We start from the raw sequence: 15,010 nt of genomic DNA, 5'->3' as shown, positions 1-15,010 counted from the left end.
ATTTATTTGATAGCTAATAGCCCATGCGCAGCCTGGGCTACAGGCACTTTTCTTCTAGAAAACCTTCAGTAGCTGCCCGTGCTGTACGAACCCTGCGGCTGCGCCGTCTGGCGGTAGTTGGGGTCGGTCGAGTAGGTGCGGCCCTGCCCCAGGCGGAAGCCGCGGCCTTCCAGCGTGATGGGCTCGCCGACCTGCACCGGCTCGGCGCGCTCGAAGGTGCGGCGCGAGCCGTCTTCCATGCGCACGTGGATCAGGTAGGCGGTCTGGGTGCGGGTGCGCTTCTCGACCGTATTGCCGAGGAAACCACCGCCCACGGCGCCCAGCACGGTGGCTGCAGCCCGGCCGGAGCCGTGGCCGATCTGGTTGCCCAGCACACCGCCCAACACGCCACCGGCGACAGCGCCCACGCCGCTGGTGGGCACTTCACGCTGCACCGGTTGCACGGATTCGACACGGCCACAGACGCCGCACACCGGCGCGGCCTGCGCGACCGGCATGGCCTGCTGCGGCATCGGGGCGGGATAGGCGCCGCCATTGTTGCTGCTGTACGCAGGCGCGGGCCTGGGCACGGGCGCCCGGACCACCGGCGCTGCCGCCGGGGCCGCAGCCGGCGGTGCCGTCACGGGCGCAGGCATGTCCTTCATGATCTCTTCCTTGGCCGCCAGCGAGCCTGGAGCCGCGACGTCCGTCGGGCCCAGCGCCGCCATCTGTGCGGCGGGCTCGGCCGCCGGGCGCATGTTCTGGTAGACCAGCGTGCCGCCCAGCGCAACGACGGCAATGCCCAACCCGCCGATGGCGATCCAGAGCGGCTTGAGCGCGGCGGACGCTCCGGTGGCGGGGACGGGCGTGGCGTTGGATGTGTTCATGCTGCTTCCTTTTTTAGATGCTCCGTATGTAACGGGGGACGTGCGAGGAAGGTACACAGTCCAGGCGTCCGAAAACCCAGCCTTTTGTAAGGCACGGTAAGCCCTGCTGCCCCGTGTGCACAGGCGCGCAGCGCGCCGTGCACTAAGTCACAGATTGGGCGCCAGCAGGCGTTGCAGTGCCGTAGCGTCGACGCCACGGCGCTGGGCCGAATCCTGCAGTTGGTCTTCGCCGATCTTGCCCACATTGAAGTAGGTGCTGTCGGGGTGGCTCAGGTAGAAGCCGCTGACGCTGGCCGCTGGCGTCATGGCCAGCGATTCGGTCAGGCCCATGCCGACGTCGGCGCAGCCCAGCACCTCGAACATGTCCAGCTTCACGCTGTGGTCGGGGCAGGCCGGGTAGCCGGGCGCGGGGCGGATGCCACGGTACTTCTCGGCAATCATGTCTTCGTTGGACAGCGACTCGTCCGCGGCATAGCCCCACAGGTCTTTGCGCACGCGCTCGTGCAGGCATTCGGCAAAGGCCTCGGCCAGGCGGTCGGCCAGGGCTTTGAGCATGATGGAAGAGTAGTCGTCCAGGTCGTCGAGGAAGTACTTCTCTTTCTTCTCGGCGCCAATGCCGGCGGTGACCGCAAACATGCCGACGTAGTCCTTGCAGCCGCTGGCCTTGGGCGCGACAAAGTCAGACAGGCAGCGGCTGGGGCGCATCACGCCGTCCACGGCCTGCTTCTCAGTCTGCTGGCGCAGGCCGTACCAGGTGAGCGCAGCCTGGCTGCGGTCTTCGCCAGTGTAGAGCACGATGTCGTCGTCGCGCTCGGTGTTGGCCGGCCAGAAGCCGACCACGGCGTTGGCCTGCAGCCAGCGGCCTTCGATCAGGCGCTTCAACATGCGCTGGCCGTCGGCGTAGACGCGCACGGCCTCGGTGCCGACGATCTCGTCTTTCAGGATGGCCGGGAACGGCCCGGCCAGGTCCCAGGTCTGGAAGAACGGGCCCCAGTCGATGTACTTGGCCAGCTCGGTCAGGTCGAAGTTCTTGAACAGCCTGCGGCCCAAAAACTTGGGCACCTGCGGCGTGTAGCCGACCCAATCCATGGGTGTCTTGTTGGCGCGCGCCTTGGCCAGGGGCCACATCGGCACCTGCTTTTTATTGGCGTGCTGGTGCCGCACCTTGTCGTAGTCGGCGTTGATCTCGTCGATGTACTTGGACGCCTGGTCCGACAGCAGGCTTTGCGCCACGCTCACGCTGCGCGAAGCGTCGGGCACGTAGACCACCGGGCCTTCGTAGTGCGGCGCAATCTTGACGGCCGTGTGCACGCGGCTGGTGGTGGCGCCGCCGATCAGCAGCGGGATCTTCTTGATGCGGAAGTGGTCGTCCTTCTGCATCTCACCGGCGACGTACTGCATCTCTTCCAGGCTGGGCGTGATCAGGCCGCTCAAGCCCACGATGTCTGCGCCCTCGACCTTGGCGCGCGCCAGGATCTCGTGGCAGGGCACCATCACGCCCATGTTCACCACCTCGAAGTTGTTGCATTGCAAGACCACGGTGACGATGTTCTTGCCGATGTCATGCACATCGCCCTTGACGGTGGCGATGATGATCTTGCCCTTGGTGCGCACGTCGCGGCCGGCGGCTTCGTCCAGGCGCTTTTCTTCTTCGATGTAGGGGATGAGGTGGGCCACGGCCGACTTCATCACACGCGCCGACTTCACCACCTGCGGCAAGAACATCTTGCCCTGGCCAAACAGGTCGCCGACGATGTTCATGCCGTCCATCAGCGGGCCTTCGATCACGTGCAGCGGGCGGCCGCCGCGCGCCAGCACCTGCTGGTAGGCCTCTTCCGTGTCCGGCACGATGAAGTCGGTGATGCCATGCACCATGGCATGGGCCAGGCGCTGGTTGACGTGCACCGGCGCCTCGGGCGTGCCACGCCATTCGAGCTTCTTGCTCTCGTCCTTGGCGCCGCTCTTGGCGGTTTCGGCGATCTCGACCAGGCGCTCGCCGGCGTCGGGGCGGCGGTTCAGCACCACGTCTTCCACGCGCTCGCGCAGCACCGGCTCCAGGTCGTCATAGACGCCGACCATGCCGGCGTTGACGATGCCCATGTCCATGCCGGCCTTGATGGCGTGGTACAGGAACACGGTGTGGATGGCTTCGCGCACCGGGTCGTTGCCACGGAAGGAGAAGCTCACGTTGCTCACGCCGCCCGACACCTTGGCGCCCGGCAGGTGCTGCTTGATCCAGCGCACGGCCTCGATGAAATCGACCGCGTAGTTGTTGTGCTCTTCGATGCCGGTGGCCACCGCGAAGATGTTGGGGTCGAAGATGATGTCTTCGGGCGGGAAGCCGACCTCGTCCACCAGGATGCGGTAGGCGCGCTCGCAGATCTCGATCTTGCGCTCGTAGGTGTCGGCCTGGCCGCGCTCATCGAAGGCCATGACCACGGCGGCGGCGCCGTAGCGGCGCACCAGGCGGGCCTCGTGCTTGAACTTGTCCACACCCTCCTTCATGGAGATGGAGTTGACGATGCCCTTGCCCTGCACACAGCGCAGGCCGGCCTCGATCACCTCCCACTTGGAGCTGTCGACCATGATCGGCACGCGGGCGATGTCGGGCTCCGACGCGATCAGGTTCAGGAAGCGCACCATGGCCGCCTTGCTGTCGAGCATGGCCTCGTCCATGTTGATGTCGATCACCTGGGCGCCGTTCTCTACCTGCTGGCGCGCCACGGCCAGGGCCTGCTCGTATTCACCGTTCAGGATCATCCGCGCGAAGGCCTTGGAGCCGGTGACATTGGTGCGCTCGCCAACGTTGACGAACAGCGTGCCCGCGCCGATCAATACCGGCTCCAGGCCGGACAGCTTCATGGGGGGGACGGAATGGGACGACATGGGGCTCACCTGTGGGACATGGGTCAGGTGAGCGTCGTTGACAAAGCAGGCCCGGGGGCGCCCCAAGCCTGGCGGGGTGGGGGCCTCCGCTGCAACGCTCCTTGGGACCCGGGATTTTAGCGGGCCCGCTGAATCTTGACGTTAGGCACGATAAAAGGCATCATTTGATGCGTAAATTAGTGCAGGAGTAAGTTATGCGCACCACACTGGCCCTGGATGATGAACTGATCGCCAAAGCCCAAACCCTGTCCGGCATCCAGGAAAAATCCGCCCTGGTGCGCGAGGCACTGACGGCGCTGATCCAACGAGAGAGCGCCCGCCGCCTGGCCTTGCTGGGCGGCACCATGCCCGGATTGCAGGCCACCCCACGCCGCCGGCCCGAGCCCCATGATCCTGATTGATACCTCGGTCTGGGTCGATTACTTCCGCTCGGGCGATCCGCTGCTGACAGGGCTGCTGCAAGAAGGCAATGTGCAGCTGCATGCATTCGTGCTGGGTGAACTGCTGCTGGGCGCTGTCGGGGCACAGAGCGCCGCGCTCGATGCGCTGCTGGAGTTGCCACTGGCCGTGCCCGCGACCGATCAGGAGGTCTATCGCTTCATCGAGCAACACGCCTTGCGCGGCTGCGGCATTGGCTATGTCGACACCCACCTCCTGGCATCAACGGCACTGACACCAGGTGCACGCCTCTGGACCTGGGACCAGCGCCTGCACAAAGCCGCAGCGCGGCTGGGCGTGGCGATGGCCGCCACGCACTGAAATCCAGCCGCTTACTTCGCCGTAGGCATCGCAAACTCAGCGCCCTTGGCCGTGCTCTCCGGCCAGCGCTGCATCACGCTCTTTTGCTTGGTGTAGAAGCGCACGCCCTCTTCGCCATAGGCGTGCATGTCGCCGAACAGGCTCTTCTTCCAGCCGCCAAAGCCGTGCCAGGCCATGGGCACCGGGATCGGCACGTTGATGCCGACCATGCCGACCTGGATGCGGCGGGCGAACTCGCGCGCCACGTGGCCGTCGCGGGTGTAGCAGGCCACGCCGTTGCCAAACTCGTGCTCGTTGACCAGGTCCACCGCCTCGGCAAAGTCCTTCACGCGCACGCAGGCCAGCACCGGGCCGAAGATTTCTTCCTTGTAGATGCGCATCTCGGGCGTGACCTTGTCGAACAAGGTGCCGCCGGTGAAGAAGCCGCCTTCATGACCCGGCACCTTGAAGCCGCGGCCGTCCACCACCAGCTCGGCGCCCTCTTCCACGCCCAGGGCGATGTAGCCCTCGATGCGCTCCAGCGCCTGGCGCGTGACGATGGGGCCCATCTCGGCGTCGGGCTCCATGCCGTTCTTCACGATCAGCGCACGGGCGCGCTCGGCCAGCTTGGGGATGATCTTGTCGGCCACGTCGCCCACCAGCACCGCCACGCTGATCGCCATGCAGCGCTCGCCGGCCGAGCCGTAGCCCGCGCCCACCAGCGCGTCGATGGTCTGCTCGATGTCGGCGTCGGGCATGACCACCATGTGGTTCTTGGCGCCGCCCAGGGCCTGCACCCGCTTGCCGTGGCGCGCGCCGGTCTCGTAGATGTAGTTGGCGATGGGCGTGGAGCCAACAAAGCTCACCGCCTTCACGTCCGGGTGCTCCAGCAGCGTATCGACTGCCAGCTTGTCGCCCTGCACCACGTTGAACACGCCATCGGGCAGGCCGGCGTCCTTCAGCAGTTGCGCCATCAGCAGCGCGGCCGACGGGTCGCGCTCGCTCGGCTTCAGGATGAAGCAGTTGCCGGCGGCAATCGCCACCGGGAACATCCAGCACGGCACCATGCAAGGGAAGTTGAAGGGCGTGATGCCTGCCACCACGCCCAGCGGCTGGCGCAGCGTCCAGTTGTCGATGCCGGTAGAGACCTGGTCGGTGAAGTCGCCCTTGAGCAGTTGCGGGATGCCGCAGGCGAATTCGATGATGTCGATGCCACGGCTGACCTCGCCCTGCGCGTCGCTGAACACCTTGCCGTGCTCGGCCGTGATGATGGCGGCCAGCTCGTCCTTGTGCTGGTTCACCAGCTCCAGAAACTTGAGCATCACCCGCGCGCGGCGGATCGGCGGCGTGTCGGCCCACTTGGGGAAGGCCTTCTTGGCGCTGGCAACGGCGGCGTCCACGTCTTCCTTGGCGGCCAGGCGCACCTGGCGCGCTTCGGCACCGGTGGCGGGGTTGAACACCGCCTGCGTGCGCGTGCCGGCGCCGGTGAAGGGCTGGCCGTCGATGAAATGGGCGACTTCGGCGGAAGCGGTGAAGGCTGCGGTCATGGCGTGCGGTCTCTTGGGAAGAATCAGAGCCCGCAGTCTAGGAATGCAACTCTGCCCTGCCTAGGCCGCCGTCTTGAATTGATTGTTCAGTTTGATGAACAATCCAGCCATGGATCGCCAAAATATCGAAACCCTCTGGAGCCATCTGCACTGGCTCACCGTGCTCGGCCAGCAGGGCAGTTTCACCGCCGCCGCCGCGCGCCTAGGCGTGAGCAAAGCGGCCATGAGCCAGCGCATCGCCGAGCTGGAGCGCGCCGCCGGCGTGCCGCTGGTGCGCCGCACCACGCGCAGCGTGCGCCTGACCGAGGCGGGCGAGCGGCTGGTGGACGACACGCGCGGCGCCTTCGAGCAGATCGCCCACAGCTTTGCCGGCGTGCGCGACCTGGCCAGCGCGCCGCGCGGCCTGCTGCGCGTGACCGCGCCGGTGGCCTTTGCGCGCCAGCAACTGGTGCCGCGCCTGCCGGATTTTTTGCGCGCCTACCCCGAGGTGCGGCTGGAGCTGGATTTGTCAGACCGCCTGCGCTCGCTCGCCATGGAAGGCTTTGACCTGGCCGTGCGCCACGCCGCCGCGCCGCCCGACACCCACGTGGCCTGGACGCTGGCGCCCACGCGCTCGGTGCTGGTGGCCAGCCGCGCCTACCTGCGCCGGCGCGGCACGCCCACGGTGCCGGCCGACCTGGCCGGGCACGACTGCCTGTACTACCCGCGCGCCCAGGACACGCCCGTCTGGACCTTCCGCCACGGCGCCGAGGGCGAGCGCATCAGCGTGCCGGTGGCCGGCCCCTTCGCCGCCAACAACAGCGAAGCGCTGCGCGACGCCGCCGCCGCCGGCTTGGGGATTGCGCTGATGCCGGACTTCAGCGCGCAGGCCGGCCTGCAGGCCGGGCGGCTGGTGGAGGTGCTGCCGGGCTGGCAGCCGGTCGATGCCTTTGGCGAGCGGCTGTACGCGATCCGCCCCTACTCCGCCCACGTGCCGCGCGCAGTGGCGGTCTTTGTTGCGCATCTGCGGCAGGCGTTTGCCTCAGGCTTTGCGGCCTGAACTCACTTTTTCATAGCTAATAGCCCAGGTGTCGCCTGGGCTAGAGGCATATTTGACCAATATTTTCTAACCAGCTCAGGCCTTGATGCCCAGCTTGTCGATCAGGGCCTTGAAGCTGGCGTTGTCGCGCGCGATGGCGGCCTTGAACGCGGACTCGTCCAGGTAGCCCTCGCCCATGTTCTGCTTGGCCATGGTCTCGCGCAGCGCGGGTTCCTGCAGCGCCTTGAGCATGGCGGCGCGCAGCACGGCCAGCACTTCGGGCGGCGTGCCCTTGGGTGCGGCCAGGCCGCGCCAGCCGGAGATGGCCAGGTCGATGCCGCGCTCCTTCAGCGTGGGCACGGTGTCCCAGCCGGCCTGGATGCGCTGCTCGCCCATCACCGCCAGCGGGCGGATCTTGCCGGCAGCCACATAGGTGGCTACTTCCACCGGCGTGACGGCCACGGCCTCGATATGGCCGCCGAGCAGATCCAGCACGGCCGGGTTGGCGCCACGGTAAGGCGCGTGGTTGAAGCGGGTGCCGGTCTTGTCCTCCAGCGCGGCGGCGGCCAGGTGGCCGAGCGAGCCCGGGCCCGCATTGCCCACGCGCACGCCGCCCGGGTCCTTGCGCGCAGCGGCCAGCAGGTCTTCGATGGAGCGGTAGGGCGAATCCGCGCGCACCGCGATGGTGGCCGGGTCGGCGTTGAGGCGCACGATGGGCTGCACGTCGTCGACAGTGAAGCGGGTCAGGCCCATGTGCGGGATCATGGTGATCTCCACCGTGATGATGGCCAGCTTGTAGCCGTCGGGCTTGGCATTGACCAGCTCCGACCAGCCCACGCCGCCGCTGGCACCGGCGCGGTTGATGACGATCAGGTTCTGCGGCAAGTGCTTGTGCGCGGCCTCGGCCAGCGCCCGCGCCAGCACGTCGGTGCCGCCACCGGCGGCAAAGGGCACGATCAGCTCGATGGGGCGGTGGGGGTAGGCGCCCTGCTGGGCAGCGGCCGGCAAGGCGGCGCCGGCCAGCAGCGCGGCCATGGCGCCGCAGGCGTGGCGGCGCGTGGGAAATGGCTTGGTGGTCATCGGGGGTCTCCGGAATTGTTCTTCGTGCAGGCGGGCACGGGGGCCCGCACGGGTTTGCAATCAAAGTGAGAACAAGGCGCGAAGCCGCAGACAGTGCTGTAGCACGGCAAGGCAGAGCAACGCAGTTATCGCTTTGATTGCGAAGCCGTATCAGTCCAGCCGGATGTTGGCGGCCTTGATCACGCCAGACCACAGCTTTTGCTCGCTGCGGGTGAAGTCGGCGAACTCCTGCGGCGCCATGGGCATGGGCTGGATGCCCAGCTCTTCGAGCTTGGCACGCGTCTCGGGGTGCCGGAGCGCGGCCACCAGTTCCTTGTTGAGCCGCGCCACCACCGGCGCCGGCATCTTGGCCGGGCCGACGAAGCCCTGCCAGGCATAGGCCTCGAAGCCGGGCACGCCGGCCTCGGCCATGGTCGGCACGTCGGGCAGGATGGCCAGGCGCTGCGGCGTGGCCACCGCCAGCACGCGGATCTTGCCGGCCTTGATGGCCGACAGGCTGGGCGGCAGGTCCACGAACATGGCGTTGACCTGGCCGGCCATCAGGTCCTGCAGCGCGGGCGCCGAGCCCTTGTAGGCAACGTGCAGGATGTCGGTCTGGGTGCGCTGCTTGAACAGCTCCAGCGCCACATGCAGCGGCGAGCCCGGGCCGGACGAGGCCGAGGACAGCTGGCCCGGCGTCTTGCGCGCCTGCGCCAGAAACTCCTGCACATTCTTGGCCGGGAAGGCCGGGTGCACCGCCAGCACCAGCGGCATGCGGCCCAGGCCGCCGATGGGGGTGAAGTCTTTCTCGGCGTTGTAGCTGAGGCTGCTGTACATCGCCGGGTTGAAGGCCAGCGTGCCGGAGTCGGCCGTGCCCACGGTGTAGCCGTCGGGCGCCGAGCGCGCGATGAAGGTGGCGCCGATGATGCTGGCCGCGCCGGGCTTGTTGTCGATGATGACCGGCTGGCCCAGGTCCTGGCCCATCTTCACGGCCAGGCCGCGCGCGATCACGTCGGTGGTGCCGCCAGGGGCGTAGGGCACGATCCATTTGACGGGCTGCTGCGGGTAGGCCGGCTGCTGCGCCTGGGCGCCCAGGCAACTGGCGAGCAGCGCGGCGCCAAGCAGGCGCGAAGCGATACGGGGCATGGGAATGTCTCCTGTTGGTTGGAATCCAGAAATCTTGCTCTTTTATGGCTCTAGCCCAGTACCTGCCTGGGCTAGTAGCTATTACTTACGTAGCAACGGGCGTCAGGTGCGCGCCAGCATCCACTCATGCGCCGGGTCGTTGCGAAAGGCCCAGCGCCGCTCCGGGCCGGCCATGGTGTTGAGGTAGTACAGGTCGTAGCCGTGCGGCGCCACGCAGGGGTGGTAGCCGCGCGGCACCAGCACCGTGTCGCGGTGCTCCACGGCCATGGCCTGGTCGATGCTGCGGTCGTCGGTGTAGACGCGCTGGAAGGCAAAGCCCTGCTGCGGGTTGAGCTGGTGGTAGTAGGTTTCCTCCAGCACCGTCTCGGCCCCGGGCTGGGCGGCATCGGCGCTGTCGTGCTTGTGCGGCGGGTAGCTGGAGGCGTTGCCGGCCGGCGTGATCACCTCGACCACCAGCAGGCCTTCGGCCGGCGCCGACTCGGGCAGGATGTCGCACACGTAGCGGGTGTTGCTGCCGCTGCCGCGCACGCTGCGCGCCATCTGGCCGGGCTCGATCACGCGCGCGGGCAGGCGGCCGCTGGCCGGCGCGCTGCTCAGCGCCACCTCGGCCGCGCCGCGCGCGGCAATGCGCACCGCGCGGCCCGGCGGCACGTAGACGGCCGTGGGCGATTGCTCTTCGAACACCGAGGCGCGGCTGCCCAGCGCGCTGTACTGCTGCGCATCGACCTGCACGTCGACCTGGCCGGCCAGCACGGTGATGCACAGCTCGCGCGCGCCAGTGGCAAAGGATTCCTCTTCGCCCGCAGCCAGGCGCAACGCCTTGAAGCCCACATGGGTCCAGCCGGCGGAGGCCGGCGTGATGTCCGCGATCACGCGGCCGGCCTGGTTTGCCTTGACCAGCAGATTCATGCCGCCACCTCTTCGGCTGCAGCCTGCGCCGCGGCGGCGCGGCTGGCGCGCCAGCCGGCGATCAGGCGGCGGAAGTTGGTCGCCACCTGGGCCTGGAAGGCCGCGTCGTCGATCTCGCCGGCCAGCCAGGCCAGGCTGGGGCTGGCCCATACCGAGCGGCCGACCATGAAGCCCTTGACGATGGGCGCGCGCGCCTCGGCAAAGCCGGTAACCAGTTGCTCCAGCGGCTGCGACAGGCCCAGGATCACGGCACCGCGGCAGTAGGGGTCGCGCTCCTGCACCAAGCTGTCCAGCGCCTGCCAGTGGCGCGCGGCCATGGTGCCGACCTTCCACCACTCGGGCTTGAAGCCGATGTCATAGAAATGCCGGATGGCGCGCAGCACCGCTTCGCCGGTGTCGCCCGGCGCCAGCATCTCCTTGGGCGGGATCACTTCCAGCAGCAGCTCGTGCCCGCTGGCGCGCGTGGCCTCCCACACCTGCTGCAGCCACTCGTCCTGCTCCTGGCGCAGTGCCAGCGCGTCGTCCGGGTGGTAGAAGACCAGGCATTTCACGACCTGCTCGCGCGGCCAGTGCAGCAACTGCGAGGCGAGCGAATGCGTGCCGTCAAAACGCAGCGGGCGCGAGCCCGGCCGCTCGATCGGGCGGCCCAGCCACCAGCCGCGGCCGGTGGCCTCGTGCAGCGCGGCTTCGCCCAGGCCGGGACGGCCGTCGACCAGCACGCCCAGGCGGCCCTGGCAGCCGGGCTCGGCCTCGATGCCGGCCACCACCTGGTTGAGCAGGCGCTTGAGGTGCGGCAGCCGGCTGGCGTCGGCGCCGGCCTGGCGGGCCAGGTCCTCGAACTGCGAACGGTGGTCATAGGCCAGCACATACAGCTCGGGCCACTGCGCGCGCGGCACGCTCACGCGGTGCAGGTGGGCCAGTTGCGGGTCCTGGTCCGGGCGCGGATGGCGCTGGCCGGAGAACCAGTGCGCCAGCTCGGCCGGCGTGGGCATGGCCGGCGCGCAGCCGTGGCGCGAGACGACGATGGCACCGCAGGCATTGGCGATGCGGGCCGACTCGGCAAAGTCCTTGCCGCGCAGCAGGCCGGCGAGCAGGCCGGAGGCGAAGGCATCGCCCGCGCCCAGCACGTTGAGCACCTCGATGCGCTCGCCCAGCACCGTCAGCGCGTCGTCGATGCGCGCGGGAATGGCGCCGTCCACGATGCTGCAGCCCAGCGGCCCGCGCTTGACCACCAGCACCGCCTGCGTGCATTCGCGCACGCGGCGCAGGCAGGCCAGCAGGTCGCCCTCCACGCCGCCGGCAATCGTCCACTCCTCTTCGGTGCCGATGATCAGCTCGAACTGGCCCAGTTGCGCCTGCAGGTGCTCGCTGACCTTCTGGCTGCCGACGTAGCGCGTCTCGCCGTCGCCCTTGGCGGCCAGGCCCCAGAGCACCGGGCGGTAGTCGATGTCCAGCACCCGCACCAGGCCGTGGCGCCCGGCGATGTCGAGCGCGCGGCGGCTGGCGGCCAGCACGGTGGGCGTGCTCAGGTGGGTGCCGGTGATGAGCAGGCTGCGGCACTGCGCCAGGAAGTCCTCGCGGATGGCGTCGGCGTCCAGCGCCATGTCGGCGCAGTTCTCGCGGGCGAACAGCAGCGGGAAAGTGTCCTGGTCCTTGATGCCCAGCAGCACCATGCCGGTCAGGCGCTGCTCGTCGATCTGCACCTGGCTGACGTCGCAGCCCTCGCGCTGCAAGGTGTCCAGCAGAAAGCGGCCGTTCTGCTCGTTGCCCACGCGCGAGACCATGGCCGAGCGCAGGCCCAGGCGCGCCGTGCCAAAGGCGATGTTGGCGGACGAGCCGCCCAGGTACTTGGAGAAGCTGCTGGCCGACTCCAGGCTGCAGCCGATCTGCTGGGCATAGAGGTCTACCGCCAGCCGGCCCAGGCAGGCAATGTCATAGGGCCGCTCGGCCGGGAAGGTAAGAGTGCCCATGCGCATCCTTGTCTACTGCTGTGTCTCTTGTGTCGGAGGGGTGCGCCAGATAATGGCCCGCACCCCGCTGGGGCCGGATGATAGTCCAAAATAGAAATATATTTCTATATTAATGAAAAACAGAAAATCCACACCGAAAGCCGCGCCTGCCGCGCCCGCCTACGACAGCGCCGATGCTTTCCTGGCGGCGGTGCAGGCCGGCTTCGACGCGCTGAGCAAGCAGCTCAAGCTGATCGCGCGGCATGTGGCGCAGAGCCGCGACCAACTGGCGCTGGACGGCATCCAGGACACCGCGCGCCATTGCGGCGTGCAGCCCTCGGCGGTGGTGCGCTTTGCCAAGCACTTCGGCTTCTCGGGGTTCTCGGAGATGCAGGCGCTGTTCCGCACCGAGGCGGCACGGCAGTTGGCCCCCGGGCGCGACTACCAGGACCGTATCCGCGACCTGATGGCGCCAGACGCCGGCCGCCTGACGCCGGCGCAGATCGCGCACGGCGTGATCGGTGCCAGCGTGGACAGCCTGCAGGCGCTGCAGCGCCACCTGCCCGACGCAGACTTCGACGCGGCCGTGGCCCTGATGCTCGGCGCCCCGGCGCTGTGGCTGGTGGCCTCGCGCCGCGCCTTCCCGGTCGGGGCCTATCTGGCCTATGCGCTGCAGCACACCGCCAAGCCGGTGCACTGGCTGCACGGCCTGGGCCACATGCAACAAGGCGAGCTGCGCGCGCTGGCCCCGGGCGATGTGATCGTGGCGGTGTCCTTCGCGCCCTATGCCCAGGAGACGCTGGACCTGGCCACGGCTGCGGTGCAGCAGGGCGCGCGGCTGCTGGCCATCACCGACAGCACGCTCAGCCCGCTGGCCGCGCATGCCAGCGCCACGCTGCTGGTGCGCGACGGCGAGACCTTCGGCTTTCGCTCGCTGACCAGCACGCTGTGCCTGGCGCAGTCGCTATTCCTGGGCCTGGCCTACCGGATGGAGCTGGCCTACGAGCAGGGCGCGCCGGCGGCCGACGCCGGCAGGCCAAACACCCGGTCGAAGCACCAGCTGAAGACAAAGGTGTAGCCCAGGAAGAACAGCAGCAGGCCCAGGTCCATCCACAGCGCCTGCAGCAGCGATACCTCGAACCACCAGGCCATCGGCGGCACCAGCAGCACCGCCAGGCCGCCTTCGAAACCGACGGCGTGCGCCACGCGCCGCCACAGGCTGCGCCCGCGCACCGCCTGGCGCGCTTCCCACAGCTCGAAGACGTAGTTGAAAACCAGGTTCCAGACGATGGCAATGGCCGATGCCACCACCGCCACCACGCCCGAATGGGCGACGCCCTGGCCCGACACCAGGGCCAGCAGCAGGCTGGCCGCAACGATGGCGATGAGTTCGTAAAGCGCGACGTAGACGACGCGGCGCTGAATGCCTTGCATGGTGAGAGTCCTGGATCGGTGACGGAATGGCTGGACTTTATGTGCGCCGCAATGACACGTTAAGTCATCTTCTATCAACATTTCTGATAGAACGACCGCCATGGCCTTTACCACCGAGAACCTTGCCGTCTTCCTGGCCGCGCTGGACCAGGGCTCTTTCTCTGCCGCCGCGCGCAGCCTGGGCCGGGTGCCTTCGGCCGTGAGCATGGCCATGGCCCACCTGGAGGCCGAGCTGGATCTGGCGCTGTTCGACCGCAGCGGCCGCGAGCCCCGGCCCACCGCCGCGGCTCGCGCGCTGGAGCCCCAGGCGCGGCTGCTGGCGGCGCAGTGGCGGCAACTGGAGGCGCAGGCGCTGTCCCTCACCCAGGGGCTGGAGAACCGGCTGGCGCTGGCGATCGCACCCGAGCTGATCTCTGCCCCCTGGAGCGCGCCGCTGGCCCAACTGGCACAAGAGCACCCGCTATTGGAGGTGGAGGTGCTGGCCGCGCCGCAGGCCGACGCCATGGCCCTGCTGCATGCCGGGCGCGTGCAGCTGGCGCTGGTGTTCGAGCGGCCCAGCCTGGACGGGCGCGAGGGCTTTCAGGAAGTGGGCCGGGAAACCCTGGCCGCCGTCATCAGCCCCACGCACCCGGTGCTGCAGGAAACCGGCGGGCGCCTGCGCGAAGAGCACCTGATCCACGTGCGGCAGGTAGTGGTCGCCGGCCGCGACCCCGAGGCGCGCGACCCGCGCCTGGTGTTTGCGCGCCACTGCTGGTGCACCGACAGCCCCGAGGCCGCGCTGGGCCTGCTCAAGGCCGGCCTGGGCTGGGGCTGGCTGCCGCGCAGCTTTGCCGCGCCGCATGTGGCCGCCGGCACGCTGCACGAGATGGCCTTCGAGAACCTGTCCAACGGCCTGAACCTGTGGGTGGACGTGGTCTGGTCCAAGGAGCGGCCGCTGGGCCTGGGCGCGCGGCGCTTTGTCGAGCTGCTCAGCAGCGCGGCCGAGGCCGGGCCGGGGTCTTAACGGCTAGGCACGGGCCGCACGGTCTGCTGCAGGATGCCGCCGCCTTCCACGCTGCCACTGGTATTGGTGTCGGTGCCACGGATGCGCATCATGCAGTCGCGCCGGTCCTCCGCCGGCAGGGCATTGCAGCGCTGGCTGGCGTTCTGCATCAGTTGCTCCTGGCTGGGAGTGGTCAGGCCACCGCGGCGCGCCTCGGCGCGGGCCGCGGCGGTTTCGTTGCGGCAGGCGACGACGTCGCCGCGCGCCTCATTGGCATTGCAGCCGCCGCCGTCGCCGTCGCCAGCCATGCCCGCGGCATAGACGCTGCCACCGGCCAGCACAGCGGCGCAAAGGGCAAGGGCTGCGGAGCGGGCGATACGTTGAAGTGGGTTGCTCATGGGATACCTCCTGAGGAGCGGGGGGATGGGAACCGGAGCGGAATGCGCGCTTGGCGTTAACGCCTCCAGCAGGACGAC

General features: G+C 68.6%; 14 protein-coding genes and 1 riboswitch. Of the genes, 5 read left to right on the top strand and 9 right to left on the bottom strand.

Features of this window, described 5'->3' with window-relative positions; genetic code table 11:
* Positions 1-65: 65 nt before the first annotated feature.
* Both AAFF27_02110 and metH read right to left on the bottom strand, forming a co-directional pair.
* Positions 66-866 (bottom strand): glycine zipper 2TM domain-containing protein, encoded by an 801-nt coding sequence (locus AAFF27_02110; protein ID XAH24006.1) that lies wholly within the window; start codon positions 864-866, stop codon positions 66-68.
* A 147-nt stretch (positions 867-1,013) separates the two neighbouring features.
* A complete protein-coding gene (gene metH, locus AAFF27_02105; GenBank protein ID XAH24005.1) occupies positions 1,014-3,752 on the bottom strand; it encodes a methionine synthase in 2,739 nt (912 codons plus the stop codon).
* Between the two features lie 22 nt (positions 3,753-3,774).
* Positions 3,775-3,861: riboswitch (S-adenosyl-L-homocysteine riboswitch) on the bottom strand.
* Positions 3,862-3,946: 85 nt separating this feature from the next.
* On the opposite strand from metH, the gene AAFF27_02100 reads away from it, so the two are divergent.
* Complete coding sequence (locus AAFF27_02100) at positions 3,947-4,153, top strand: type II toxin-antitoxin system VapB family antitoxin (protein ID XAH24004.1); 207 nt, start codon at positions 3,947-3,949, stop codon at positions 4,151-4,153.
* Positions 4,140-4,511 (top strand): PIN domain-containing protein, encoded by a 372-nt coding sequence (locus tag AAFF27_02095; GenBank protein XAH24003.1) that lies wholly within the window; start codon positions 4,140-4,142, stop codon positions 4,509-4,511. The genes AAFF27_02100 and AAFF27_02095 overlap by 14 nt, the downstream gene beginning before the upstream one ends.
* A gap of 11 nt (positions 4,512-4,522) precedes the next feature.
* Here AAFF27_02095 and AAFF27_02090 read toward each other — a convergent pair whose 3' ends face one another.
* Positions 4,523-6,037, bottom strand: coding sequence for a CoA-acylating methylmalonate-semialdehyde dehydrogenase (locus AAFF27_02090; protein ID XAH24002.1), 1,515 nt, complete (start codon positions 6,035-6,037; stop codon positions 4,523-4,525).
* A 109-nt stretch (positions 6,038-6,146) separates the two neighbouring features.
* Here AAFF27_02090 and AAFF27_02085 point away from each other — a divergent pair, with 109 nt between their 5' ends.
* Positions 6,147-7,076: a LysR family transcriptional regulator gene (locus tag AAFF27_02085; GenBank protein XAH24001.1), complete on the top strand. Its 930-nt coding sequence runs from the start codon at positions 6,147-6,149 to the stop codon at positions 7,074-7,076.
* 75 nt (positions 7,077-7,151) lie between these two features.
* On the opposite strand, the gene AAFF27_02080 is transcribed toward AAFF27_02085, so the two are convergent.
* From AAFF27_02080 to iolC, 4 genes are all read right to left on the bottom strand, one after another.
* Positions 7,152-8,135, bottom strand: a complete 984-nt coding sequence (locus tag AAFF27_02080; GenBank protein ID XAH24000.1) for a tripartite tricarboxylate transporter substrate binding protein — start codon at positions 8,133-8,135, stop codon at positions 7,152-7,154.
* Between the two features lie 150 nt (positions 8,136-8,285).
* On the bottom strand, positions 8,286-9,260 hold the full coding sequence (locus AAFF27_02075; protein XAH23999.1) for a tripartite tricarboxylate transporter substrate binding protein: 975 nt from the start codon (positions 9,258-9,260) through the stop codon (positions 8,286-8,288).
* A 102-nt stretch (positions 9,261-9,362) separates the two neighbouring features.
* Entirely contained in the window at positions 9,363-10,169 is an 807-nt protein-coding gene (gene iolB, locus AAFF27_02070) for a 5-deoxy-glucuronate isomerase (GenBank protein ID XAH23998.1), read from the bottom strand.
* Positions 10,166-12,139 carry a 5-dehydro-2-deoxygluconokinase gene (gene iolC / locus AAFF27_02065; protein XAH23997.1) on the bottom strand — a complete coding sequence of 658 codons (1,974 nt, stop codon included), beginning with the start codon at positions 12,137-12,139 and terminating at the stop codon, positions 10,166-10,168. Before iolC ends, iolB begins: the two co-directional genes overlap by 4 nt.
* A 112-nt stretch (positions 12,140-12,251) precedes the next feature.
* Here iolC and AAFF27_02060 point away from each other — a divergent pair, with 112 nt between their 5' ends.
* Complete coding sequence (locus AAFF27_02060; GenBank protein XAH23996.1) at positions 12,252-13,196, top strand: MurR/RpiR family transcriptional regulator; 945 nt, start codon at positions 12,252-12,254, stop codon at positions 13,194-13,196.
* Here AAFF27_02060 and AAFF27_02055 read toward each other — a convergent pair.
* Positions 13,118-13,552 (bottom strand): PACE efflux transporter, encoded by a 435-nt coding sequence (locus tag AAFF27_02055; protein ID XAH23995.1) that lies wholly within the window; start codon positions 13,550-13,552, stop codon positions 13,118-13,120. The two genes, AAFF27_02060 and AAFF27_02055, sit on opposite strands and share 79 nt — an antisense overlap.
* Positions 13,553-13,652: 100 nt before the next feature.
* Between AAFF27_02055 and AAFF27_02050 the strand changes: the two genes are divergently transcribed.
* Positions 13,653-14,555 (top strand): LysR family transcriptional regulator, encoded by a 903-nt coding sequence (locus AAFF27_02050; protein ID XAH23994.1) that lies wholly within the window; start codon positions 13,653-13,655, stop codon positions 14,553-14,555.
* On the opposite strand, the gene AAFF27_02045 is transcribed toward AAFF27_02050, so the two are convergent.
* A complete protein-coding gene (locus AAFF27_02045; protein XAH23993.1) occupies positions 14,552-14,932 on the bottom strand; it encodes a hypothetical protein in 381 nt (126 codons plus the stop codon). The two genes, AAFF27_02050 and AAFF27_02045, sit on opposite strands and share 4 nt — an antisense overlap.
* Positions 14,933-15,010: the final 78 nt, after the last annotated feature.

Source organism: Xylophilus sp. GW821-FHT01B05, from assembly GCA_038961845.1.
Taxonomy (GTDB): Bacteria; Pseudomonadota; Gammaproteobacteria; order Burkholderiales; family Burkholderiaceae_C; genus Xylophilus.
This window is presented reverse-complemented; position numbering and strand designations above follow the sequence as displayed.